The sequence below is a fragment of the Pelagibius sp. CAU 1746 genome, assembly GCF_039839785.1.
Classification (GTDB): Bacteria; Pseudomonadota; Alphaproteobacteria; order Kiloniellales; family Kiloniellaceae; genus Pelagibius.
This window is the reverse complement of the sequence record NZ_JBDOQT010000001.1, coordinates 2,602,116-2,624,445: the sequence shown is the minus strand read 5'-3', so window position 1 is coordinate 2,624,445 and position 22,330 is coordinate 2,602,116. Positions and strand designations below refer to the sequence as shown.

Below are 22,330 nucleotides of genomic sequence, written 5' to 3'. Positions count from 1 at the left end.
TTATCTCCTTAAGTCCTGTCTTCCGTTTCCTGAGAAGCATCCATGTCCTGCAGCACCGCGCGCGCCAAAGGCACGGTGATCTGGCGCCGCTTGGCCAACGCCATCCGGTCGATGGCCGCAACGACGCGCCGCGCAGCCGCGAAAGAGCGCTCGATGCGCGCGCTCACGAAGCGCACCACCTCCGCGTTGACCGGGAGCTGGCGGTCGGCGAAGAGTTTCACCAGCACCGCCTCGATCAAGGCATCGTCCGGCTCCCCCAGGGCGGCGGCCTGCATCCCCGACAGCCGGGACCGCAGGTCGGCCAGGGGGCAATCCCAGCGCGCCGGCGCCTCACGGTCCGACAGCAGCAAAAAGCCGCGCCGCTCCAGCATCATGTTGTAAAGGTGCAGCAGGCGGCGCGCGACCTCCGGTTCCGCGCTCAGACAGCCTGCGGCATCTTCCACCACGCAGGCCCGCACGCCGCCCTCGGGATCGCCCAGATAGGCCGGCGGCTCGTCACTGCGCAGCATATCGGCGTCGATCTGGATGGCGCCGGAGGCTTGGCGCCAGACTTGGCAGAGATGCGTCTTGCCGCTGCCCGCCGGACCGAAGAGGGCCAAGGCGTTGGCCGGCCAGTCCGGCCAGCGGTCGATCCAGGCGACGGCCACCTCGTTGCTCGGCGCGACCAGGAAGTCTTCGCGCGCCAGGGCCGGACGATGGCCCAGGTCCAGGGGGAGCTGCGCCGGCGGGGTCAAGGTGTGGCGTCCTGCCCGTCGCTCCGCGTGCCTTCATGGCCGGTGTAGTAGGCGCTGAGGCGATACTGGGAAAGGGCGAAGCGGACCCCCACGCCGACGATGGCCGCGACGGGCACCGCCAGCAGCACGCCGACGAAGCCGAAGAGGGCGCCGCCGGCCAGCAACGCGAACATCACCCAGACCGGATGCAGCCCGACCTTTTCGCCAACCAGCTTGGGGGTCAGCACATTGCCTTCGATGGCCTGGCCGACGAAGAAAACGACGGCGACGATACCGACCGAAAGAAAACTGTCGAACTGCGCCAGAGCGAGCCCGACAGAAAGCACCAGCCCGACCAGGGAGCCGACGTAGGGGATGAACGACAGGAAGCCTGCGATAAGCCCCACCACCAGGCCGAAGTCGAGCCCGGCCAGCGTCAGGCCGATCGCATAGAAGACGGCCAGCGACAGGCAGACCATGCCCTGGCCGCGCAGGAAGCCCGCCAGGGTTTCGTCCACCTCCTGTGCCAGGCGGCGGATCGTCTCCTGATGCTTGCGGGGCAGCCAGTCGTCGGCCTTGGCGACCATCCGGTCCCAGTCGCGCAGCAGATAGAAGGTCACCACCGGAGTGATGACCAGCAGGGCCACGAAGTTGAAGAAGGCAACGCCGCCGGAAATGATGCCGCCCAGAACCTCCGTCACCCAGGTAAATATCTTGTCGGCCGAGCCGCCCAGCACCGATTTGATCTTCTCTTCGGTGCCGGCGTCCAAGCGGTCGCGCAACATCTCGACCAGGACCGCGACCTCCCGCTGGATGGCGGCCAGATAGTCGGGCGCCCTTTCGATCAGCGTCGCGATCTGGCCGATCACCGCAGGAATCACCAGCAGCAGCACCAGAATGCAGATCAAGACGAAACAGACGGTGACGATGGCGGTCGCCCAAGTGCGCGACAGCTTCCACCTCTCCATGCGGTCACAGATCGGGTCCAGCAGATAAGCGACCACCATGCCTGCCACAAAGGGCAGCAATACGCTGCGCAGCAGGTAGACGCAAATCAGGGTGATGATCAGCAGAACCAGCCAGAAGCGTATCTGGCTGGCGGTCGGCGCATGCGCCAGGAGGCGCCCCTGCCCTTCCTGCGCAGGCGTCTCCCGCCCCTGCGGTTCCTGATCGCTCATTGCGGCGCGGGCGTTGTGAAGATGCTCTGCCCGTCGAGGGCAGGCTCGGGCGGCAGCCTGTTGCGCTTCTCCGACAGCATCATTTCCCAGTTGCTGTCCGGACGCAGAGCCAGAAAGAGATCACGTTGCTCCAGGGCACGGCTCAGCCGTTGCTCGTCGCCGAAGAAAGTGATCTCCAACTGCGCTTCATAGCGGGTCAGGGAATTGACGCCGGTCTGCTGGATCGCAGCGACGCCGTGCAGGCGGCGGCGCACGTTCAACCAGTCATCGAGGCCGTCGAGCGGCACGTAAACCACGATCGAGCGCTCGCTGCCGAACTGCAGCAGGTTCTGCTGCTTCCAGCTCTCCTGGACGGAACCGTCAATGCGGTTCGCCGCCCGCGCTAGGAAGCCGTCGTAAGGTTCACCTGACACTTGCACCAGCTTGTCACGCAGAGTGCCGATCCGGTCTCCGTCGCGGAACCGGGTGGTCACCACAGTCAACGCCGCCGAGCCCGCCGCCGGGTCGCCGCTCAGCTTGGCCTCGGACACCAGCACGTCTTCGGCGCCATACAGGGCCGCGATCTCACGCAAGGCGTCCGAATCGCCCCCCAGCGCGCGCGCCGCGTCAATGGCCGCGACATCGCCGATGTCACCCAGCGGCACCGCCAGGGGCACCAGCCCGTCATCTCCGGGACGCGACGCCCAGACGTCGCGCCAGGGATTGGGATACTGCCACAACGTCGCAGCGGCCCCGCCCCCTTCGAAAACCGGCAGCACCACCACGGGCTTGCTGCGCGTCTCGGCGAAGCCGACGTTGTTGTTGCGCAACAGCTTGCGGACCTCTTCGCCGTTGAAGCGGAAAGTCAGATCGGCCAGGTAGCGCACTGCCGAGGCCCGCTCGTTGGCCACCGAAAAATCGAGCACATAGTACTGCAGCAGGCTGGACTCGGGCTCAGGCACCAGGTCCAGCTGGTCCTCGGGGACCAGGCGCCGCAGCAGCCGGCGGAAGGCCCGGCGCTGACCCACCGCGAGGGCCACTTGGCGGGCCTCGGCGGCCGTTCCGGCGGTCTCGTCCACCGGCACCCGGCGCACCGTAAAGATATCGCTGGCGCCCTGGGCGTGGGCAGTGTCCGCGCCCAGCAGCACCAGAACTGCCGGAGCCAGAAACAGGCCTCCACAGGCAACAAGGGCCAGGGCCAGCATTCGAAGCGCGCTCAGCCGGCGAAACCACATTGCAAACCGTCCCGGATTCTCTATCTTCGCCCGGCAAAGCGGGCCGAAAAGCCTCATACCTTAAATACCTCATGTGACCGGAGGACGCCATAACAAGCCGGAATTCGCGTGACAACCAGTTGAGTTACAAGGATGCGGGTGTCGACATCGATGCCGGTAACGCACTGGTGGAGGCGATCAAGCCGCTGGCCCGCTCGACCGCCCGCAGCGGCGCGGACGCCGGCCTTGGCGGTTTTGGGGGCTTCTTCGACCTGAAAGCGGCCGGCTACCGCGATCCGCTGCTGGTGGCCGCCAACGACGGCGTCGGCACCAAGCTGAAGATCGCCATTGCGGCCGACCGCCACGACAGCGTGGGAATCGATCTGGTCGCCATGTGCGTGAACGATCTGGTCGTGCAGGGCGCCGAGCCCCTCTTCTTCCTGGATTACTACGCAACCGGGCAGCTCAAGGTGGCCGCCGGGACCGCCGTCGTCGAGGGCATTGCCGAGGGCTGCCGTCAGGCCGGCTGCGCCCTGATCGGCGGCGAGACCGCCGAGATGCCGGGGCTCTATGCCGCGGGCGACTACGACTTGGCCGGCTTCGCCGTCGGCGCGGTAGAGCGCGACCGGGTGCTGACCGGGGCCGATGTGACGGCCGGCGACGTGGTCCTGGGCCTCGCCTCATCCGGCCTGCACTCCAACGGCTTCTCCCTGGTCCGCCGGGTGGTCGAGACCCTGGGGCTGGATTATGCCCAACCGGCCCCCTTCGCGCCGGAGAAAACCCTCGGCGAGGCCCTGCTGACCCCGACCCGCATCTACGTGAGGAGCTGCCTGGCGGCGCTGGAGACGGTCGAGGACGGCCAGCGGGGCGTCAAGGCCCTCGCCCACATCACCGGCGGCGGCTTCCTGGAGAACCTTCCGCGGGTCATTCCCGAGGGCCTGGGGGTCGTCCTGGACGGCGTCACCTGGCCGGTGCCGGAGGTTTTCCGCTGGCTGGCCGAGTTCGGCGGCATCGCCCCGCAGGAGATGGTGCGCACCTTCAACTGCGGTGTCGGCATGGCCGTGGTGGTCTCCCCCGGGCAGGCCGAGGCCGTGCGCACCGCCTTCGAGGCCGCCGGCGAGACGGTCTTCGCCATCGGCCACATCACCGCCCACCACGGCGAGAGCGGCCAGGTCACCATTCGGGGTTTGGAGGCAACCTGGCCCCAATGAGGACAGGAACATGAAAGTCGGCGTCCTCATCTCCGGGCGTGGCAGCAACCTGAAATCGCTGCTGGATGCTTGCGCCACACCGGATTTCCCCGCGCAGATCGTCACGGTGATCTCCAACCGCCCCGGGGCCGGCGGCCTCGACCATGCGCGCGCGGCGGGCGTCGCCGCGGAGACCATCGACCACAAGGACTTCAACGGCCGCGAGGCCTTCGAGGCCGAGGTGACGAAAGCACTGGAGGCGGCGGGGGTCGACCTGCTCTGTCTGGCCGGCTTCATGCGGGTAGTCAGCGCCGGCTTCGTGCGCCACTGGCAGGGCCGCATGATCAATATCCACCCCTCCCTGCTGCCGCTCTTTCCCGGCCTCGACACCCACGCCCGGGCCCTGGAGGCCGGAGTGCGGCTGCACGGGTGCAGCGTGCACTACGTGAACGAGGAGGTCGACGGCGGTCCGATCATCGGCCAGGCCGCGGTGCCGGTGCTGCCGGGCGATGACCCGGCCGGCCTGGCCGCCCGGGTGCTGACGGCCGAGCACCGGCTCTATCCCGCCTGCCTGCGGCTGGTGGCCGAGGGCAAGGTGCGTTGCCGGGACGGCAGGGTCGCAATTTCCGCGGATTTTGACCCTTCGGAGCGCCTCTTCAGCCCGCCGCTCGAGGATTGATCGAGCCGGCGCCGCCGGGCCTCTGGCGGGCTCCGGGGCTTGCCCGCCGCTGCGTCTCAGGCTAGAAGAAACGGCAAGCGATCATATCGCGCGCCCCGCCCATATGCCGCTATGGTTTCGGGGCGGTCGCAGTTGGCACGTAACGAGCAGGGCTTTCAGATATGTCAGACGATCAATTGCTTCGCGAGCATCAGCAGAACTGGAAGGGCTTCGTGCGCTTCATCACGATCTCCACGGGCTTGGTGATCTTGACCCTGGCCCTGATGGCGCTCTTCCTGCTGTAGCGGTTTTGCCGGCTGCCGGAGGCGGCCCGGTCTTTCCCTTATTTCCCTTCGCCGACGACCTGCAGGCGCCAGCCGCCCAGCCCGCGCACGGCTAGGCGATAGCTGCCGGGCCCGAGCACCTGCGAGCGCCCACCGCCCTCGCCGATCTGGTTGCCGACGACGTCAACCAGCTCGCCTTGGGGCGTATACAGTTCCACGGTCAGCAGACTGCCCTGGCTCTGCCAGACCAGGCGCCACGGCCCGCCGACGTCCAGGATATCCGAGTCCCAGTTGTCCTTGCCCGTGAACTTGTGAAGCGCCGACGGCGCATCGCTGCTCCTGGAGGCTCTCTCCAACCCGACCAGCGGCGCGGCCACACCGTCGTAGCAGGCCAGCCGCTTGGCCTCGTCGTCCAGGCCCCCGCAGTCGATGAGCTCCTCGGCCAGCTTGGTCGTGTCGTCCGCCGACTTGTCCTGGCCGAGGGCGCCCAGGGCCCCGGCGGCGCAGAAGACCGCAGACAAGAGGATTTTTGTGTGTCTCATCACAGCCCCTTGATCGCCGGTTTCCACAACCAGTGTCTGGATACCTCATCCGCAGGTCGGGGCCGGGGGAGGTCCCGCAATGTGTAGGGTCTCTGTGCAGCCCTTGGCCGCTACTGGGCCGGCTGCTCCATCTTCTCCGTCGGAGAGCTCTCCTCCATCTTCTGGCGGCTTTGCTCAAGCTGCTTCTGAGCGGCGGTCTTGAACGTCGGGGCGGCCTCCAGTTCCGCCCGCGTCAACTCGGTCAGCAGCAGCAATCCGCCCTCGGACTGCTGCTCACTCAGCACGGTCCAGGAAAGGCCGACAGACTTGGCGCCCACACCCAGGAAGCCGCCAATGTCGACCACCACGCCAACGATCTTGTAGTTATCGCCGAGCAGCAGGTCGGTCACCTTGCCGACGCTTTCCAACCCCTCTGGCGAGCGGGCGACGACGGAGGCGCCGATATAGCTGTCGGAGAGCTTCTCGCCGGGTTTCTGTTCGGTGAGGAAGTACGGCTTTGCCTGCTGGGCGACGGCCACCGGGGCAGCGGCCAGAACCGCGACGGCTGCGACAGCGAGGATCTTCGGGGTTCGCATAGCTCGTGCTCCTTCGTTGTTTCGATTGCTCGAAAGACGGATGCACCCACCGCCTTTGCCAACATAGACACCCGTTGGCAGCCATTTGTTCCTCAGGGGCGCGAGGGCACAAAAAAAGCGGGGCCCAAGGCCCCGCTCTTCCGCAAGCCGCGCCCCGCTGCGGAGCGCATTTCCTGCCGTCCTCAGCCGACGATTTCGTCGTCGCCGAAGAAGAACTTGATCTCCTCGGCCGCCGTGTCGGGGCCGTCGGAGCCGTGCACGGAGTTGGTCTCGATGGACTCGGCGAAATCGGCGCGAATGGTGCCCGGCGCGGCATCCGCCGGGTTGGTGGCGCCCATGACTTCGCGGTTCTTGGCGATGGCGTCTTCACCTTCCAGCACCTGGACCACGACGGGGCCGGAGGTCATGAAGCTGCAGAGGTCGTTGAAGAAGGGCCGCTCCTTGTGCACCGCGTAGAAGCCCTCGGCCTGCTCGCGGGTCATGTGGATGCGCTTGCTGGCGACGACGCGCAGGCCGGCTTCCTCGAGGCGGTCGATGATCTTGCCCGTGATGTTGCGCTTGGTCGCGTCCGGCTTGATGATCGAAAAGGTACGTTGGGTGGCCATGGACTCCGGCTCTCCTCTAGATTGCTCGTTACCGGGTAGATTGCTCGTTCGCGGGCGGTCCCCGCCGGCTCCCACCTGGAAAGTCCGGCTCTTCCGCCCATTTTAGCGTTCCGCGCCGGGCTTATAGACCCTTTGCCGGGCCAGGGCAACGCCCGCGCGGGGCCGGCCCCGCCGCGACTTTCGCCCGCCGGCCCGCTGTGCTATCAACCCGCCCGCCGCCACCTGAGGCCGGAGCTGAACGGGGCCCATGCTGCACATTAACGATCTCGTCTACCGAGTTCAGGGCGCCCCCCTGTTCGACCACGCCACCGTCGCCGTCAACAAGGGCGAGCGGGTGGGCCTGGTCGGCCGCAACGGCTCCGGCAAGACCACCCTGCTGAAGCTGATCTCCGGCGAACTGCACGCGGACCAGGGCAGCATCACCTACCCCCGCCTGACCCGGGTCGGCAAGGTGGCCCAGGAAGCCCCTTCCGGCCAGACCAGCCTGATCGACACCGTGCTGGCCGCCGATACCGAGCGCAGCGCCCTGCTGGCCGAGGCCGAGCACGCCAGCGACCCGCACCGCATCGCCGAGTTGCACGAGCGCCTGGCCACCATCGGCGCCGATTCCGCGCCTGCCCGCGCCGCCCGCATCCTGGCCGGCCTGGGCTTCGATGAGGCGGCCCAGCAGCGCCCCTGCGCCGAGTTCTCCGGCGGCTGGCGGATGCGCGTCGCCCTCGCCGCCCTGCTGTTCCGGGCCCCGGACCTGCTGCTGCTCGACGAGCCGACCAACCACCTGGACCTGGAAGCCGCCCTCTGGCTAGAGGGCTATCTCAAAAGCTACCCTGGCACGCTGCTGCTGGTCTCCCACGACCGCGGTCTGCTGAACCGGGCGGTGAACCGCATCATCCACCTGGAACAGCGCAAGCTGACCGCCTACACCGGCAACTATGATCGCTTCGAGCGCCTGCGCCGCGAGCACTTGGAGCACCAGGCCGCCCTGCAGGCCAAGCAGCAGGCCCAGCGCCGGCACATCCAGGCCTTCGTCGACCGTTTCCGCTACAAGGCCTCCAAGGCCCGCCAGGCGCAGTCGCGCCTCAAGGCCCTGGCGCGCATGGAGCCCATCGCCGCGGTGATGGAGGACCGCACCGTCACCTTCGACTTTCCCTCCCCTTCCCACCTCTCGCCGCCGATCCTGACGCTGGAGAACGCGTCGGTGGGCTACGAGACCGGCAAGCCGATCCTGTCGCGCCTCAACCTGCGTCTCGACATGGATGACCGGGTCGCCCTCCTGGGCGCCAACGGCAACGGCAAGTCGACCCTTTCCAAGCTCTTTGCCGGGCGGCTGAAGTGCATGGAGGGGCGCATGACCCGCTCGGGCAAGCTGAAGATCGGCTACTTCGCCCAGGACCAGGCCGAGGAACTGGACCTTCAGGCGACGCCGCTGGCCCACATGCAGCGACTCATGCCGCTGGAGACCGAGACCAAGCTGCGCGCCCAACTCGGCCGCTTCGGCTTCGGCGTGGACCGCGCCGAGGTTCAGGTCGGCAAGCTCTCCGGCGGCGAGAAGGCGCGCCTGCTTTTCGCCCTGATGAGCCGCGACGCGCCCCACGTGCTGATCCTCGACGAGCCGACCAACCATCTGGACGTCGACTCGCGCCAGGCCCTGATCCAGGCCCTCAGCGCCTTCGAGGGCGCGGTGATCCTGGTCAGCCACGATACCCACCTGATCGAACTGACCGCCGACCGCCTCTGGCTGGTCGCCGGCGGTGCTGTCGCTTCTTTCGACGGCGACATGGACGACTACCGCAAGCTGCTGCTGGAGCAGCGCCGCCAGGAACGTTCGCGCCAGCGCGACGACAAGCCCCAGCGCGACGAGGTCGTCTCCAAGAAGGACAAGCGCCGCGCCGCCGCCGAGGCGCGCGCCGCCGTGGCCGACCTGCGCAAGGCGGCCAGACAGGCCGAGGCCGGGCTGGAGAAGCTGAACCGGCAGAAGGCCGACCTGGAAAGCAAGCTCGCCGATCCCGAAATCTACGAAGGTCCGACGGCCAGGCTGCAAGAACTGCAGATCAAATTCGGTCAGATCAAGCAGGCGATCGCGAAGGCCGAGGACCGTTGGCTGGAGTTGCAGGCCGCCCTGGAGGAGGCCTGAGCTTCAGGCCTTCTGGCTCCAGCGCCCGCTCTCGTCCTGCTGCCAGTAGGTAACGTCGTGGCCCGCATCCTTCAGGATCTTCCACTGGCCGCGGGCCTGGGTCAGGGCTTCCTCGTCGCCGCCGTCGAACAGCAGAACGCACAAGGCATAGTCGGCGATCCTCTCCGAAGACGCACCGTCGGTCAGGAACAGGACTTCCGCCCCGTTCGGCGCCTCGTCCTCCACCGTCAGCCAGACGGGCTGGCGCGCGGCCCGGCCGTCCTTGGCCGTTCCGTGCGGCAGGAAGGCCCGGTCATGGTAGGTCCACAGGCGGGCGGAGAGCGCCTCGACGCGCGCTTCTGAGCCGGCCTTCACTACCGCCCGCTGGTCCCGCTCCAAGGTCTTCTCCAGCATCTGCGGCAGGGCCTGCTCCAGCGTGGTCCGGGTCATGTGATAGAATCGCACGCCAGTCATGGATCGGGCATCACCGCTTGGAGATCGCGCCGGGGGCGGCGGGCCGGACTCCCGGCCCGCCGCCTCTCACGCTACTTTTCGAAGTTGTCGGCCACGAAGGTGTCCAGCAGGCGCACGCCGAAGCCGGTACCGCCCTTCGGCACCGTCGCCTTCTCCTTGGTCGACCAGGCCATGCCGGCGATGTCCAAGTGCGCCCAGGGCGTTCCGTCCTTGATGAAGCGCTGCAGGAACTGGGCGGCGGTGATCGAGCCGCCGGCCCGGCCACCGCCGATGTTCTTCATGTCGGCCGCGTCGCAATCGATCTGCTTGTCGTATTCCGGGCCCATGGGCAGACGCCACAGCGGCTCGCCGACGCTCTTGCCGGCAGCGGTGAGCTGGTTCGACAGCTTGTCGTCGTTGCTGAACAGGCCGGCATGCTCGTTGCCCAGCGAGATGATGATGGCCCCGGTCAGGGTCGCCAGATCGACAACCAGCTTCGGCTTGAACTTCTCCTGCGTGTACCAGAGGGCATCGGCCAGGACCAGGCGCCCTTCGGCGTCGGTGTTCAGCACCTCGATGGTCTGACCGGACATGGAAGTCACGATATCGCCGGGCCGCTGGGCGGTGCCCGAAGGCATGTTCTCGACCAGGCCGCAGATGCCGACGGCGTTGACCTTGGCCTTGCGCGCGGCCAGGGCGTGCATCAGGCCGACCACGGTGCCGGCGCCGCCCATGTCCCATTTCATGTCTTCCATGCCCGCCGCAGGCTTCAGCGAGATGCCGCCGGTGTCGAAGGTCACACCCTTGCCGACGAAGGCCAGCGGCGCCTTGTCCTTGGCATTGGCGGGCAGGCCCTGCCAGACCATGATCAGCAGCTGCGGCTCGTGGGCCGAGCCCTGGGCGACGCCGAGCAGCGCGCCCATGCCGTGCTTCTCCATCTCCTTCTGGCCCAAGGCCTGCACCTTCACGCCCAGCTTGCTGAGCTTCTTGGCTTCGGCCACCAGCGACTTGGGGAAGATGACGTTGGCCGGCTCGCTGACCAGGTCTCGGGTGGTGAAGACACCCGCTGCGATATGCTCGAGCTTCTGATACTGGCGCCTGGCCGCGGCCGCGTCCTCGACCATGACCTTGATGTCTTTCAGCTTGGGCTTCTTGTCCGCCGCCTCTTTGGTCTTGTACTTATCGAAGCGATAGCTGCGCAGCAGCGCGCCGTAAGCATAGTTGGCGGCGCGGATCGGCGCGCTTTTACCACCACGCAGCTTGTCCACGCAAAACGCCGCCGTGCCCTCGCCGCTGCGCAGCAGGTGCGCTGCCGCGGAGCCGCCGAGGTCTTGAAGATCCTTTTCGCTCAGCTTGGCGGGAGCGCCCAAGCCGACCATCAGGATCCGGCTGTTGGTCAGGTTGGCGGGGGCTACGACTTCCAACAGTTCCCCTTTCTTGCCGGAGAAACTGCTGGCGGCGATGGCACGCTCCAGCGCGCCGTCGGTTTCACTGTTCAGGCTCGCGGCCGTGGGGGTGAGCTTGCCACCCTCCAGGACACCGACAACCAGGGCGCCGGACGACGGAACGCTCGGCGAAGCAAAGGAAATATTCATCAATCCCCTCACGGAAAGAACGCGGCCGGCGCGGCGCCGGAAACGGCGGGCCAGCCATGGAATGACTCTGGGTGGACAAAGATAAGGCCGAACAGCCTGTCAGTGCCAGCGGGCAAGTTCAAGGGGCCTTTCGCATCTCCGCCGGCGGCGGGCCCACCCGCCGCAGACCGGGATTTTGACTGGACTGGGGTCGCGGCGGCGCGCTATTTCTTCCCTATTCCCGCACCGCAGCGATTGGGCCCGATGCCCTGGATAACACGCTACATTCTCGGGCAGTTGGTGACGGCGACCATCTTCGTCACCCTGGCCCTGACCTTCGCCATCTGGCTGACGCAGTCGCTGCGTTTGATCGACTATATCGTCAATCGCGGGCTGCCGGCTTCCACCTTCCTCACCTTCGTCGGCCTGCTGCTGCCGTCTTTCCTGGGGGTCGTGCTGCCGGTGGCCGCCTTCGTCGCGGCACTGTTCATCTATCACAAGCTGGCCATGGACAGCGAAATGGTGGTCATGCGCGCCGCCGGGCTGTCGCAGCTCCAGTTGGCCCGACCGGCCATCCTCCTGGGGGTCCTGGTGACCCTCGCGGTCTATTCGATCTCGCTCTATTTCCTGCCGGTATCATTTCGTAATTTCAAAGACTTACAGAACGCTTTCCGCAGTGATTTCTCAACAGTCCTGCTACAGGAAGGCGTGTTCACCGCACTCACCGACGAGATCACGGTCTACGTCCGCCAGCGCTCCGCCGACGGCGAGCTGCGGGGTATTCTGGTACACGACAGCCGCGACCCCGCTAAGCCGGTGACGATGATGGCCGAGCGCGGTGCGCTGGTGGCCAGCGAAGACGGCCCGCGGGTCGTGATGGAGAACGGCAACCGCCAGGAGGTGGCGCCGGAGAGCGGCCGCTTCTCGCTGCTGTACTTCGACCGCTATACGGTCGAGTTGAGCGAGTTCGGGGAAGCTGCGCAGTCGCGCTGGCGGGAGCCGAAAGAACGCTTCCTGAACGAACTGCTCTTCCCCAGCGACGACCGGCGCGACCAGCGCTACCACCAGGAACTGATCGCCGAGGGGCATCAGCGGCTGGTCAGCCCGCTCTATACCCTGGTCTTCGTGCTGATCGGCATGGCGGCCCTGCTGGCAGGCGAATTCAACCGCCGCGGCCAGGCCAAGCGCGTCCTGGCGGCGATCGCCTGCGTAGCGGTGCTGGAGGGCGTCTCCCTGGCCCTGCACGACCTGGCAACCCGGAGCGCCGCGGCCGTCCCGGCCATGTATGCCGCCGTGCTGATCTCGGCGGGCCTCAGTCTCTATGTGTTGCTGCGCCGGCCGCACCGGCGCGCCGCAACCCAGGATCTCAGCGAGGCGCCGACATGATCGGCACCTCCATCAACAGCGGGATTCTGCCGGCCATGCGCCGGCTGCGCCTGTCGCCGACACTGACGAAATACATCGCCCGCCAATATCTCTTCTGGTTCGGCAGCTTCTTCCTGGCCATCGTCGCGATCATCTTCCTGGCCACCATCGTCGACCTGCTCGACCGCCTGGCGACCAAGGATGTCTCTCTCAGCGTCACTCTGCAGATGGCGCTCCTGAAGCTGCCGTACCTCAGCCAGGAGGTTATGCCCTTCACCCTGCTCTTCGCCGCCATGACCACCTTCTGGCGCTTGACACGCTCCAACGAATTGGTGGTAGCGCGCGCCGCCGGTATCTCCGTGTGGCAGTTCCTCCTGCCGGTGCTGGGCAGCTCTGTCGTCATCGGCGCCCTGACGATGACGGCTTTCAACCCCCTGGCTTCGATTCTGCTGAGCCGCTACGAACACCTGGAGGCCAGCTATATCCACAACCAGACGAGCATGCTGGCGGTCTCCAAGACCGGATTGTGGCTGCGCCAGGCCGACGAGAATGGACAATCGGTCATCCATGCCGCGCGGGTGAAGCCTGGATCGGTCTCGCTGCAGCAGGTCATGGTCTTCCGTTATGCCGACGAGGACCGATTCGTCGACCGGATCGACGCCCGCGAAGCCCAGCTGCAGGCGAATCGCTGGCTTCTCTTCGACGCCTGGCTGTCGCGGCCGGGCATGGCCTCGGAATTCCACGAGCAGATGGAACTGCCCACGGACCTGACCGTGGACAAGATCCAGGAGAGCTTCGCGCCCCCGGAAACCATCGCCTTCTGGGAGCTGCCGGACTTCATTGAGCTCATGCAGGCCGCGGGATTCTCGGCCATCCCCCACCGTCTGCAGTTCCACCGGCTGCTGGCCCTGCCGATGCTCTTCGCCGCCATGGTCCTGCTCGCGGCCACCTTTTCGCTGCGCCCGCAACGCCGGGGACGGGTGGGCTTGGTGATTCTGGCGGGCATGCTGACCGGCTTTCTTTTATATTTCCTCTCCAATTTCGTGTTTGCGATCGGTCTTTCAGGTACTATCCCGGTCGTGCTCGCAGCCTGGACTCCGGCCGGTGTGTCGTTGATGCTTGGCGTGGCGATGTTGCTTCACCTGGAGGACGGATAGCCAAATAATGATACGGGGGGGATCGGGGCGAACGGCGGCCATGGCTGCCGCGCTATATGCATTGCTTGCCGCCTTCGGGGATGCGGCGCTTGCGCAGGATGTCAACATCGAAGCGCTGGAGAACACGCCGGCGCTGATTACCGCCGACGAATTGACCTACGACGAGGAAAACGGCCTCGTCATCGCCCGGGGCAACGTGGAAATCAGTCAGTCCGACCGCGTGCTGCTCGCCGACGAAGTCACCTACGACATCAACCAGGACATCGTAACGGCCGAGGGTAACATCACGCTCGTCGAGCCGAGCGGCGATACGGTCTTCGCCGATTTCGTCGAGCTTACGGGCGATCTGAGGGAAGGCTTCATCCGCGATATCCGCATCCTGATGGCGGACAAGACGCGAATCGCCGCGGCCAGCGGCACCCGAACGGGCGGCAATCGTACGGAGTTCAGCAAAGGCGTCTTCAGCCCCTGCGAGCTCTGCCGGGACGATCCCACCCGCGCGCCCCTGTGGCAGATCAAGGCCGCCGAAGTCATTCACGACCAAGAAGCCAAGGACGTCATCTACTACGACGCCTGGCTGGAATTCTTCGGTATTCCGGTCCTCTACACTCCCTACCTCGAGCATCCCGACCCCACGGTCGACCGCCGCAGCGGCTTCCTGGCTCCCACCGTCGGAAGCAGCGACTTTCTCGGCTATGCGCTGGAGGTTCCCTATTTCTGGGTGCTGGACGACGACAAGGACCTGACGGTCGCACCCATCCTGTCGACGGAACAGGGCGTCAACCTGACCGGCGAGTACCGCCAGCTCTTCACCGACGGCGAACTGCGCGCGGCCGGCAGCGCCACCATCGCCGACCGCGAGGAAAGCGGCGGGAACGTCGCCAAGGACCGGTTCCGCGGCCACATCGACGCCGAAGGCCAGTTCGAGCTCGATCAGACTTGGCGCTGGGGCTTCGAGGCCAAACGCAGCAGCGACGACACCTATCTGCGCGCCTACGATTTCGATTCGTCGCGCACCCTGACCAGCACCGCCTATCTCGAAGGCCTGAAGGGCCGCAACTACGCCGCCGTCCGCGGCTTCGCCTATCAGGGCCAGCGCAGCAGCGATAGGAACAACGAGCTTCCCATCGTCGCTCCTCTGGCCGAATACGACTTCGTCAGCGAGCCCAACCTCTTCGGCCTGCCGGGCGGCTACATCACTGCCGACACCAGTCTCATGGCGCTGACCCGCATCGAGGGCAGAGACAGCCGGCGCCTCTCCTTCGTCGGCGGCTATCACCTGCCCTATACGAGCCCTCTGGGCGACATTTACGAGGTCACCGCGCAAGTGCAGGCCGACGGCTATTGGACGCACGGCGTGGTCCCGGGCTCCAGCAGCGTCAACCCGTCCAACGCACCGGGCGGCGAGACTACGGGCCGGGTCTTTCCCCAGTTCGCCGTCAAATGGCGCTATCCCTGGGTCCGACAGGATGGCTCGTTCCGGCAGGTCGTCGAACCCATCGTGCAGGCGGTTCTGGCCCCGAACGGCTCGAACCCCAGCGAAATCCCCAACGAGGACAGCCAGGACTTCGAGTTCGACGACACCAACCTATTCAAGCTCAACCGCTTTGCCGGCCATGACAGGGTGGATTCCGGCACCCGCTTCGACTACGGCATCAAATGGACCGGGGCCTTCGGCGAGAGCGGCTCTGCGGGCGCTTTCATCGGCCAGAGCTACCGCCTGAACGAGAATCGCGACGTCTTCGCGGAAGGCTCCGGCCTTGAGGACAAGTTCTCCGACATCGTCGGCCGCGTGCAAGTGAAGCCCTTGAAGGATCTGGACCTGCTCTATCGGTTCCGTCTCGACAAGGACGATCTCAACGCACAGCGCAGCGAGCTTGACGCGAATATCGGCCCGCCGGCCCTCAATCTCGATCTCTCCTACTTCTTCATCAACAAGGACGGCGGCACCGACGAGTTCGGCGACCGCGAGGAAATCCGGTTCGGGATCAGTTCGCGCATTTCCGAGAACTGGACGGTCGGCTTCAGCCATCGCCGCGACCTGATCAGCGACCAGTCTCTGCGCTCGGCGATCAGCCTCGCCTACCAGGACGAATGCTTCCTCATAGAAGGCGTCGCGCAGCGCAGCAACTATCGCGACCGCGACATCGAGGACGACGACAGCATCTTCGTTCGAGTCGTCTTCCGGCATCTCGGAGAGGCCTCCGGCGGCTGACCCGGAAGCCGCCGAAAAAGCGCCGGCGGCCTTCGGCCCCGGGGAACCCGCCTCGGGAACCCTCGCGCGCCGGGGCTCCGCGGCCCTCAGCTTCCGTTTGAACCGACCGGACCCGGCGGGATATACTGCGGCCTGCTTCTTTGGAATTTCCGGGTAATGCCACTCACTATGATGCAAAGACCATTCCAGGTTGCGCGGCGCGGTGCCCTTTTTGCCGCCTGCCTGCTGCTCCTGGCGACAAGCTGGCCTGTCGAACGGGCCCATGCGCAATCCGATCTATTCCGCCCGGCGGCGGTCGTGAACGATGACATCATCTCGGTTCTCGACCTTGCCATGCGCCTGCAACTGGTCATCATCGCCGCCGGTGTAGAGGACACCCAGGAAGTCCGCCGCAGGCTGACGCCTCAGGTTCTGCGCGGCCTGATCGACGAGCGGCTGCAAATGCAGGAGGCCAAGCGCCTCGACATCTCGGTGCCGGACGTCCAGGTTGCCGGCGCGCTGGAGCAGATCGCCCAGCAAAACAAGATGACCGAGGGCCAGTTCCTAACGATGCTGCGTAATCGCGGCGTCATACCGACCACTCTCATCGACCAGATCCGCGCTCAGATCGCCTGGCGGAGCGTGATTCTCCGGCGTATCCGGCCGAACGTCGTCGTCTCCAACGAGGAAATCGAAGAAGTCGCCAACCGCCTGGCGGCCCGGCGCGGATCCATCGAGCGCCGCGTCGCGGAAATATTCGTGCCTATAGAGACGGCCGCCAAGGAAGCCGAGGCCATGAACAACGCCAACCGCCTGTTGGAGGAACTGCGCCGCGGCGCCAACTTCGCAGGGCTCGCCCGCCAGTTCTCCCAATCGGGCACGGCCTCTCTGGGCGGGGATCTGGGCTGGGTCCGCGACGGCGAGCTCGAAGAGCCGCTGAACACCGCTCTCGCCCGCATGGGGCCGGGAGAGATCGCCGGCCCGGTCCGCACGATCTCCGGCTTTCATATCCTGTTGCTGCGTGACATGCGCAAGAACGAGGGCCAGAACATCGACCGCACGCGCATCGAAGAAAATCTGGCCAATCAGCGCACGGACCAGCTTGCCCAGAGGTCCCTCCAGGAACTGCGGCGTCTGGCGAACGTCGATGTCCGCATCTGAAGCCACCGTGTTCGGCGGCCCGCCCGCCCCGCTCCGTCCGGTCCCTTGACCCGGCCATCACCGGCGGCACCGCCTCTGGCGGTGACCATGGGAGAACCAGCCGGCATCGGCGGAGAAACGACGCTGCTTGCTTGGCGCCGCCGGTACGAGACCGGATCCCCCGTGTTCTTCGTCATCGACGACCCACAGCGCCTGGGCCGTCTTGCCGGCCTCCTGGGCTGGGAGGTGCCGATCCAGGCCATCGGCGCCCCCGACGACGCCATGCGGGTCTTTGCGGACGCGCTGCCAGTGCTGCCCCTGCCCCAGCCGGTCGCCTCGGAGCCGGGCCGCCTAGACCCGGCCAACGCCGAAGCGGTGCTGGAAGCGATCCGCCAGGGCGTCGCCCTGACCCTGGAAGGCACGGCCGCCGGGGTCGTCACCAATCCAATCCATAAGCTGGTCCTGATGGAGTCCGGTTTCGAGCATCCCGGCCACACCGAATTTCTGGCCGAGCTCTGCGCCAGCGAACAGCCGCCTGTGATGATGCTGGCCTGCGCCGCATTGCGCGTGGTCCCGGTCACTGTGCACTTGCCGCTCCGCCGGGTTCCCGAGGTGCTGACCACCGAGGGGATCGTTCAAGCCGGCCGCGTTACCGCCCAGGCTTTGCAGCGGCGTTTCGGCATTGCGGCCCCGCGCCTCGCCATTAGCGGCCTCAACCCTCACGCCGGTGAAGGCGGCAGGCTGGGCAACGAGGAGAGCACCATCATCGCGCCTGCGGTTCGCCGGCTGCAGGAGGACGGCATTGCCGCTTTCGGCCCGGTCCCGGCGGACACCCTGTTCCATGCCGCCGCACGCCGCAACTACGACGCCGCGCTGTGCATGTACCACGATCAGGCGCTGATCCCGATCAAGACGATCGACTTCGACGGCGGCGTGAACGTGACCCTGGGGCTGCCGATCATCCGCACCTCGCCCGACCACGGCACGGCGCTGGACATTGCCGGCCAAGGCACCGCATCACCGGCCAGCTTGGAAGCCGCCTTGAGGACGGCTGCGGAGATGTCGGCGGCCTCGCAGGCCTTCACACACCGATGAGCGGACCCGCCGGCCTGCCTCCTCTCCGCGAAGTAATCGCGCGTCACGGCCTGGGCGCACGCAAATCCTTAGGTCAGCACTTCCTCCTGGACCTCAACCTCACCGGCCGTATCGCCAGGGCCGCCCCCGGCATCGACAGAGGCAGCGTCATCGAAGTCGGCCCCGGCCCCGGCGGCCTGACCCGCGCCCTCTTGGCCGAGGGTGCCGCCCAGGTTGTCGCCGTGGAGAAGGACAGCCGCTGTTTAGAAGCGCTGGCCGAGCTGGCGGCGGCCTATCCCGGCCGGCTGGAGGTGGTGGAGGGTGACGCCCTGGAGATCGACTTGGCGGAGTTGGGCACGGCGCCGCGCCAGATCGTCTCCAACCTTCCCTACAACATCTCGACCGCCCTGCTGGTGAGATGGCTGATCGCCCTTGCAGCCGATCCCAAAGCCTTCTCGGCGATGACGCTGATGTTCCAGAAAGAGGTCGCCGGGCGTCTGGTCGCCGCGCCACGCAGCCGCGACTACGGCCGCCTCTCGGTCCTTACTCAGTGGCTCTGCCGCGCGCGCGCGCTGTTCGACATCCCGCCCAGGGCCTTCACCCCACCGCCCAAGGTCACCTCCACCGTGGTGTCGATCGTCCCGCGCGAAGAGCCGCTGGCACCGGCCTCGCTGGAGAGCCTGGAGAAGGTCACTGCTGCCGCCTTCGGCCAACGCCGCAAGATGCTGCGCCAAAGCCTGAAGTCGCTCGGCAACCCCGCGCCCTGGTTCGAGGCGACGGGCATCGCGCCGACGGCGCGGGCCGAAGAGCTGTCGGTGGAAGATTTCTGTGCCTTGGCGGACTGTATCGCAGGCGGCTAGCTGCCGGTCTGAAGTCCTTTGACGAAAGCGCCGAGGCCGATGCGGCGTTCGCGCTTCAGGCGTTCGGCGGTGAGAATCGCCTCGACCTGCTCGACGCTCCTGTCCACGTCGTCGTTGATGATGATGTAGTCGTACTCGGCCCAGTGGCTCATCTCGTCGGCGGCCTTGGCCATGCGGGCCCGCACCACCTCCTCGCTATCCTGCGCGCGCGCATAGAGACGGCGCTCCAACTCCTCGGTCGAGGGCGGCAGGATGAAGACACTCACCAGATCCTCGCGCGCGGCCTCACGCACCTGCTGCGTGCCCTGCCAATCGATGTCGAACAGCACGTCGCGGCCGGCTTCCAACGCGCTCTCCACCGGCGCGCGCGGCGTGCCATAGTTGTTGCCGAAGACCTGGGCGTATTCCAGCATCTCTCCGCCGGCGACCATTGCGTCGAAGCGGTTCTGATCGACAAAATAGTAATCCTTGCCCTCCACCTCGCCCGGCCGTGCCGGACGCGTCGTCGCCGAGATCGAGAGCGAGAGGTTGTCGTCGGTTTCGAGAAGACGCCGCGAAATCGTGGTCTTGCCGGCGCCCGAAGGCGAGGAAAGCACGAGCATCAATCCCCGCCGCTTTATGTCGGTATCGACCATCTGCCTACTCGATGTTCTGGACCTGCTCGCGCAATTGCTCGATCGCCGATTTGAGATCGAGGCCGATACGCGTCAGTTCAACGTCTGCGGACTTGGAGCAAAGCGTGTTGGCCTCGCGATTGAACTCCTGGCAGAGGAAATCGAGCTTGCGCCCGATAGCGCCCCCCTGGGCAAGCAGCTCGCGCGAGGCGGCGACATGGGCGGCGAGACGGTCCAGTTCCTCGCGCACGTCGGCCTTGCCGGCAAGAATCGCCAGCTCCTGGGCCAGCCGGTCCTCGGAAACGCCGGTGTTTTCCTCCAGCAGCAGGGCAAGCAGGTCCTTCAGGCGCTGGCGCAGGGCTTCCGGCTGGGTCGCCGCGCAGCTTCGCGCCGCCCTGGCCAGGCGCTCGATCTCGTCGATGTGGCCGCGCGCCAGTTCCTGCAGGCGGGCGCCTTCGGCCGCACGCATGGCGACCAGGGCCTCCAGCACGGCCCGCAGGTCGGACTGCAGCGCCTCAAGGCGCGCCTCCTGGCGTTCCGACGACTCTTCCTCTTCCACCGCTTCCAGGATACCGCGCAGGCCGAGCAGGCCGTCCAGGCTCGCCGGTGCCGTCTTGGTTCGCTTCTCCAGGTCTGCCATGAGGTCGAGGATCTGCTGAAGCAGTGCCTCGTTGACCTGCAGTTGCAGCGGCGCGTCGCCGCGCTTCATGGAGAGATTCACTTGGACGTTGCCGCGCGCGCAAGCGGCGTTGACCGCAGCGCGCACCGCCGGGTCCAGGCTCTCGTAACCCTGGGGCAGGCGTGCGCGCATATCGAGGCTGCGGCCGTTGACGCTCTTGACCTCCCAGGTCCAACTCGCTGCCTCGTCGCCGCCGTCGCGGCGGGCGAAGCCGGTCATGCTGTGAACCGCTTTGCTGGCGCCCGTCACCTTGCCCCCGATGCCCTTTGCGTTACCCTGCCGGCCGGCGCGGGAAAACACCCTGCCCTCGCACCGGCGGTGCCCCTATATACTGGGCTGCCCGACTCTCAACAAGTCGGGAACTCCAAGCCCCGGAGACTGGAAGACCCATGAAGGACCCGAAATCCATCGTCATCACCGGCGGTTCCAGCGGTATCGGCGAAGCCCTGGCGCGCGAATATGCGGCGCCCGGTGTCTTTCTCGCCCTCACCGGCCGCGACCGGCAACGCTTGGACGAAGTGGCCGAGGCCTGCCGCACCGCCGGCGCCGAAGTCGCCACCGCCATCCTGGACGTGCGCCACCGCGAGCCCTTGGCCGACTGGATAGCGGAAATTGACGGCAGCCACCCCCTGGACCTGGTGATCGCCAATGCCGGCATCTCGGCGGGCACCGGGAGCTTCGGCGAGTCGGGCGAGCAGGCCCGCGCCATCCTGGCGGTCAACGTCGACGGCGTCGTCAACACCTGCCTGGCGGCGGCGGACCTGATGCGTCCGCGCCGGCGCGGTCAGATCGCCATCATGTCCTCCCTGGCCGCCTTCCGCGGCTTCCCCGGCGCCCCCGCCTATTGCGGCTCCAAGGCCGCCATCAGGGTCTGGGGCGAGGCGCTGCGCGGCATGTTGCACCGCCAGGGACTGCAGGTAACGGTGATCTGCCCCGGTTACGTGAAGAGCCGTATGACCGCGGTGAACGACTTTCCCATGCCGTTCCTCATGGAAGCCGGGCGGGCCGCCCGCATCATCCGGCGCGGCTTGGCCGCCGACAAGGCGCGGATCGTCTTTCCGCGCCGCCTCTTCGCGGCGGTCTGGCTGCTCTCCCTGCTCCCCCCGGGCTGGACCGATCCGCTGCTGCGCCGCCTACCGGAGAAACCGGCCGAGCCGGGATAACGGACGGCTGCTAGTTCGTCTGTTTTTTCTTAAGGGAACGCAGGTGCTTGCGCCACTTGGCGACGTTGCGGTTGTGCTCGGCCAAGGTCTTGGCGAAGGCATGGCCGCCATCGCCGGCGGCAACGAAGTAGAGATACTCGGTCTGCGCCGGGTTGACCGCCGCCTCCAGGGCGGCACGCCCCGGATTGGCGATGGGGCCCGGCGGCAGGCCATTGATCTGGTAGGTATTGTAAGGAGTTGCCTGGGCCAGATCCTTACGCGTCAGCGACCGCCCCAGCGGCGCTTTGCCCAGCGTGATGCCATAGACGACCGTCGGATCCGATTGCAGCGGCATGCCCTTATCGAGGCGGTTCACGAAGACCCCGGCGACCAGCGCCCGCTCGCCGTCGACACCCGTCTCCTTCTCGATGATGGAAGCCAGCACCAGCGCCTCCTCCGGACTCTTCAACGGCAGGTTTTCCGCCCGCCGATCCCAGATCTCGGCCAGCGCCTCGTCCATCGACTGGCGCATCCGCGCCAGCACGTCGGCGCGGGGATCGCCGCGGTGGAAATGATAGGTCTCGGGCAGCAGCGTTCCCTCCGGCGGCACCTCGCCGGTTTCGCCCTCCAGCGCCTCGGCCTCTTCCAGCAAGGCCACGATCTCGGCGCTGGTGAGGCCTTCCGGCACGGTCAGCCGGTGCACCAGGGTGCGCCCGCTGGCGAGCAAAGCCGCCACCTCGCGCATCGAACTCCTGGCGGCGAAGGCATATTCCCCCGCCTTCAACGCCGTCGCGTCCGCAAAGAGCCGCACGCCGAATTTGAAGATCAGCGGATCGGCGACGACGCCGGCCTTTGACAGGTCTTCGGAGATGGCCGACAGGCCCGCGCCGCGCGGGATGATCAGGACGGTCTCATCCTGAAGCGGCCCCGGCGCCTCGAACTGCTGTTGCAGATAGACCCAGGCGCCGCCGGCGGTGAGCAGGAGCAGAATGACGACAGCAACGGCGATACCGCCCAGTCGTCGCATCAT

At 66.7% G+C, this 22,330-nt stretch carries 22 protein-coding genes; 11 read left to right on the top strand and 11 right to left on the bottom strand.

The window, feature by feature from the left end; all coding sequences use genetic code 11:
• Positions 1-8: 8 nt before the first annotated feature.
• From AAFN88_RS12460 to AAFN88_RS12450, 3 genes are read right to left on the bottom strand one after another with little or no spacing between them, the layout of a single operon-like run.
• Complete coding sequence (locus tag AAFN88_RS12460) at positions 9-734, bottom strand: DnaA/Hda family protein (RefSeq protein ID WP_347520637.1); 726 nt, start codon at positions 732-734, stop codon at positions 9-11.
• A complete protein-coding gene (locus tag AAFN88_RS12455; RefSeq protein ID WP_347520636.1) occupies positions 731-1,891 on the bottom strand; it encodes an AI-2E family transporter in 1,161 nt (386 codons plus the stop codon). Before AAFN88_RS12455 ends, AAFN88_RS12460 begins: the two co-directional genes overlap by 4 nt.
• A complete protein-coding gene (locus AAFN88_RS12450; RefSeq protein ID WP_347520635.1) occupies positions 1,888-3,105 on the bottom strand; it encodes a DUF2066 domain-containing protein in 1,218 nt (405 codons plus the stop codon). The genes AAFN88_RS12455 and AAFN88_RS12450 overlap by 4 nt, the downstream gene beginning before the upstream one ends.
• 119 nt (positions 3,106-3,224) lie before the next feature.
• Here AAFN88_RS12450 and purM point away from each other — a divergent pair, with 119 nt between their 5' ends.
• From purM to AAFN88_RS12435, 3 genes are all read left to right on the top strand, one after another.
• A complete protein-coding gene (gene purM, locus AAFN88_RS12445) occupies positions 3,225-4,295 on the top strand; it encodes a phosphoribosylformylglycinamidine cyclo-ligase (protein WP_347520634.1) in 1,071 nt (356 codons plus the stop codon).
• Between the two features lie 10 nt (positions 4,296-4,305).
• On the top strand, positions 4,306-4,953 hold the full coding sequence (purN, locus tag AAFN88_RS12440; protein WP_347520633.1) for a phosphoribosylglycinamide formyltransferase: 648 nt from the start codon (positions 4,306-4,308) through the stop codon (positions 4,951-4,953).
• A 161-nt stretch (positions 4,954-5,114) separates the two neighbouring features.
• Positions 5,115-5,237 carry an aa3-type cytochrome c oxidase subunit IV gene (locus AAFN88_RS12435; RefSeq protein ID WP_347520632.1) on the top strand — a complete coding sequence of 41 codons (123 nt, stop codon included), beginning with the start codon at positions 5,115-5,117 and terminating at the stop codon, positions 5,235-5,237.
• A 38-nt stretch (positions 5,238-5,275) separates the two neighbouring features.
• On the opposite strand, the gene AAFN88_RS12430 is transcribed toward AAFN88_RS12435, so the two are convergent.
• The 3 genes from AAFN88_RS12430 to ndk all read right to left on the bottom strand — a co-directional run bounded on the left by AAFN88_RS12430 (position 5,276) and on the right by ndk (position 6,938).
• Complete coding sequence (locus AAFN88_RS12430; protein WP_347520631.1) at positions 5,276-5,758, bottom strand: hypothetical protein; 483 nt, start codon at positions 5,756-5,758, stop codon at positions 5,276-5,278.
• A gap of 110 nt (positions 5,759-5,868) precedes the next feature.
• Positions 5,869-6,333, bottom strand: a complete 465-nt coding sequence (locus tag AAFN88_RS12425) for a PRC-barrel domain-containing protein (RefSeq protein WP_347520630.1) — start codon at positions 6,331-6,333, stop codon at positions 5,869-5,871.
• Positions 6,334-6,515: 182 nt separating this feature from the next.
• Entirely contained in the window at positions 6,516-6,938 is a 423-nt protein-coding gene (ndk, locus tag AAFN88_RS12420) for a nucleoside-diphosphate kinase (RefSeq protein ID WP_347520629.1), read from the bottom strand.
• 247 nt (positions 6,939-7,185) lie between these two features.
• On the opposite strand from ndk, the gene AAFN88_RS12415 reads away from it, so the two are divergent.
• Positions 7,186-9,069, top strand: coding sequence for an ABC-F family ATP-binding cassette domain-containing protein (locus AAFN88_RS12415; protein ID WP_347520628.1), 1,884 nt, complete (start codon positions 7,186-7,188; stop codon positions 9,067-9,069).
• Positions 9,070-9,072: 3 nt separating this feature from the next.
• Here AAFN88_RS12415 and AAFN88_RS12410 read toward each other — a convergent pair whose 3' ends face one another.
• Together AAFN88_RS12410 and AAFN88_RS12405 are read right to left on the bottom strand one after the other, a co-directional pair.
• Positions 9,073-9,522, bottom strand: a complete 450-nt coding sequence (locus tag AAFN88_RS12410) for a DNA polymerase III subunit chi (protein WP_347520626.1) — start codon at positions 9,520-9,522, stop codon at positions 9,073-9,075.
• Between the two features lie 71 nt (positions 9,523-9,593).
• Positions 9,594-11,096 carry a leucyl aminopeptidase gene (locus AAFN88_RS12405; protein WP_347520625.1) on the bottom strand — a complete coding sequence of 501 codons (1,503 nt, stop codon included), beginning with the start codon at positions 11,094-11,096 and terminating at the stop codon, positions 9,594-9,596.
• 243 nt (positions 11,097-11,339) lie between these two features.
• On the opposite strand from AAFN88_RS12405, the gene lptF reads away from it, so the two are divergent.
• The 6 genes from lptF to rsmA all read left to right on the top strand — a co-directional run bounded on the left by lptF (position 11,340) and on the right by rsmA (position 18,865).
• On the top strand, positions 11,340-12,461 hold the full coding sequence (gene lptF, locus AAFN88_RS12400) for an LPS export ABC transporter permease LptF (RefSeq protein WP_347520624.1): 1,122 nt from the start codon (positions 11,340-11,342) through the stop codon (positions 12,459-12,461).
• Complete coding sequence (gene lptG / locus AAFN88_RS12395) at positions 12,458-13,597, top strand: LPS export ABC transporter permease LptG (protein WP_347520623.1); 1,140 nt, start codon at positions 12,458-12,460, stop codon at positions 13,595-13,597. Before lptF ends, lptG begins: the two co-directional genes overlap by 4 nt.
• 40 nt (positions 13,598-13,637) lie before the next feature.
• A complete protein-coding gene (locus AAFN88_RS12390) occupies positions 13,638-15,812 on the top strand; it encodes an LPS assembly protein LptD (RefSeq protein ID WP_347520622.1) in 2,175 nt (724 codons plus the stop codon).
• A gap of 156 nt (positions 15,813-15,968) precedes the next feature.
• Positions 15,969-16,952 (top strand): peptidylprolyl isomerase, encoded by a 984-nt coding sequence (locus AAFN88_RS12385; protein ID WP_347520621.1) that lies wholly within the window; start codon positions 15,969-15,971, stop codon positions 16,950-16,952.
• Between the two features lie 87 nt (positions 16,953-17,039).
• Entirely contained in the window at positions 17,040-18,026 is a 987-nt protein-coding gene (gene pdxA, locus AAFN88_RS12380) for a 4-hydroxythreonine-4-phosphate dehydrogenase PdxA (protein WP_347520620.1), read from the top strand.
• The gene (gene rsmA, locus AAFN88_RS12375) at positions 18,023-18,865 is read left to right on the top strand and encodes a 16S rRNA (adenine(1518)-N(6)/adenine(1519)-N(6))-dimethyltransferase RsmA (protein ID WP_347520619.1); all 843 of its coding nucleotides are present in this window, start codon (positions 18,023-18,025) and stop codon (positions 18,863-18,865) included. Before pdxA ends, rsmA begins: the two co-directional genes overlap by 4 nt.
• Here the strand turns inward: rsmA and gmk are convergent.
• The gene (gmk, locus tag AAFN88_RS12370; RefSeq protein WP_347520618.1) at positions 18,862-19,500 is read right to left on the bottom strand and encodes a guanylate kinase; all 639 of its coding nucleotides are present in this window, start codon (positions 19,498-19,500) and stop codon (positions 18,862-18,864) included. The genes rsmA and gmk overlap by 4 nt on opposite strands.
• Positions 19,501-19,504: 4 nt before the next feature.
• On the bottom strand, positions 19,505-20,377 hold the full coding sequence (locus tag AAFN88_RS12365; protein WP_347520617.1) for a YicC/YloC family endoribonuclease: 873 nt from the start codon (positions 20,375-20,377) through the stop codon (positions 19,505-19,507).
• Between the two features lie 170 nt (positions 20,378-20,547).
• Here AAFN88_RS12365 and AAFN88_RS12360 point away from each other — a divergent pair, with 170 nt between their 5' ends.
• Positions 20,548-21,321, top strand: coding sequence for an SDR family NAD(P)-dependent oxidoreductase (locus tag AAFN88_RS12360; protein WP_347520616.1), 774 nt, complete (start codon positions 20,548-20,550; stop codon positions 21,319-21,321).
• 10 nt (positions 21,322-21,331) lie between these two features.
• On the opposite strand, the gene mltG is transcribed toward AAFN88_RS12360, so the two are convergent.
• Positions 21,332-22,330 carry an endolytic transglycosylase MltG gene (mltG, locus tag AAFN88_RS12355; protein ID WP_347520615.1) on the bottom strand — a complete coding sequence of 333 codons (999 nt, stop codon included), beginning with the start codon at positions 22,328-22,330 and terminating at the stop codon, positions 21,332-21,334.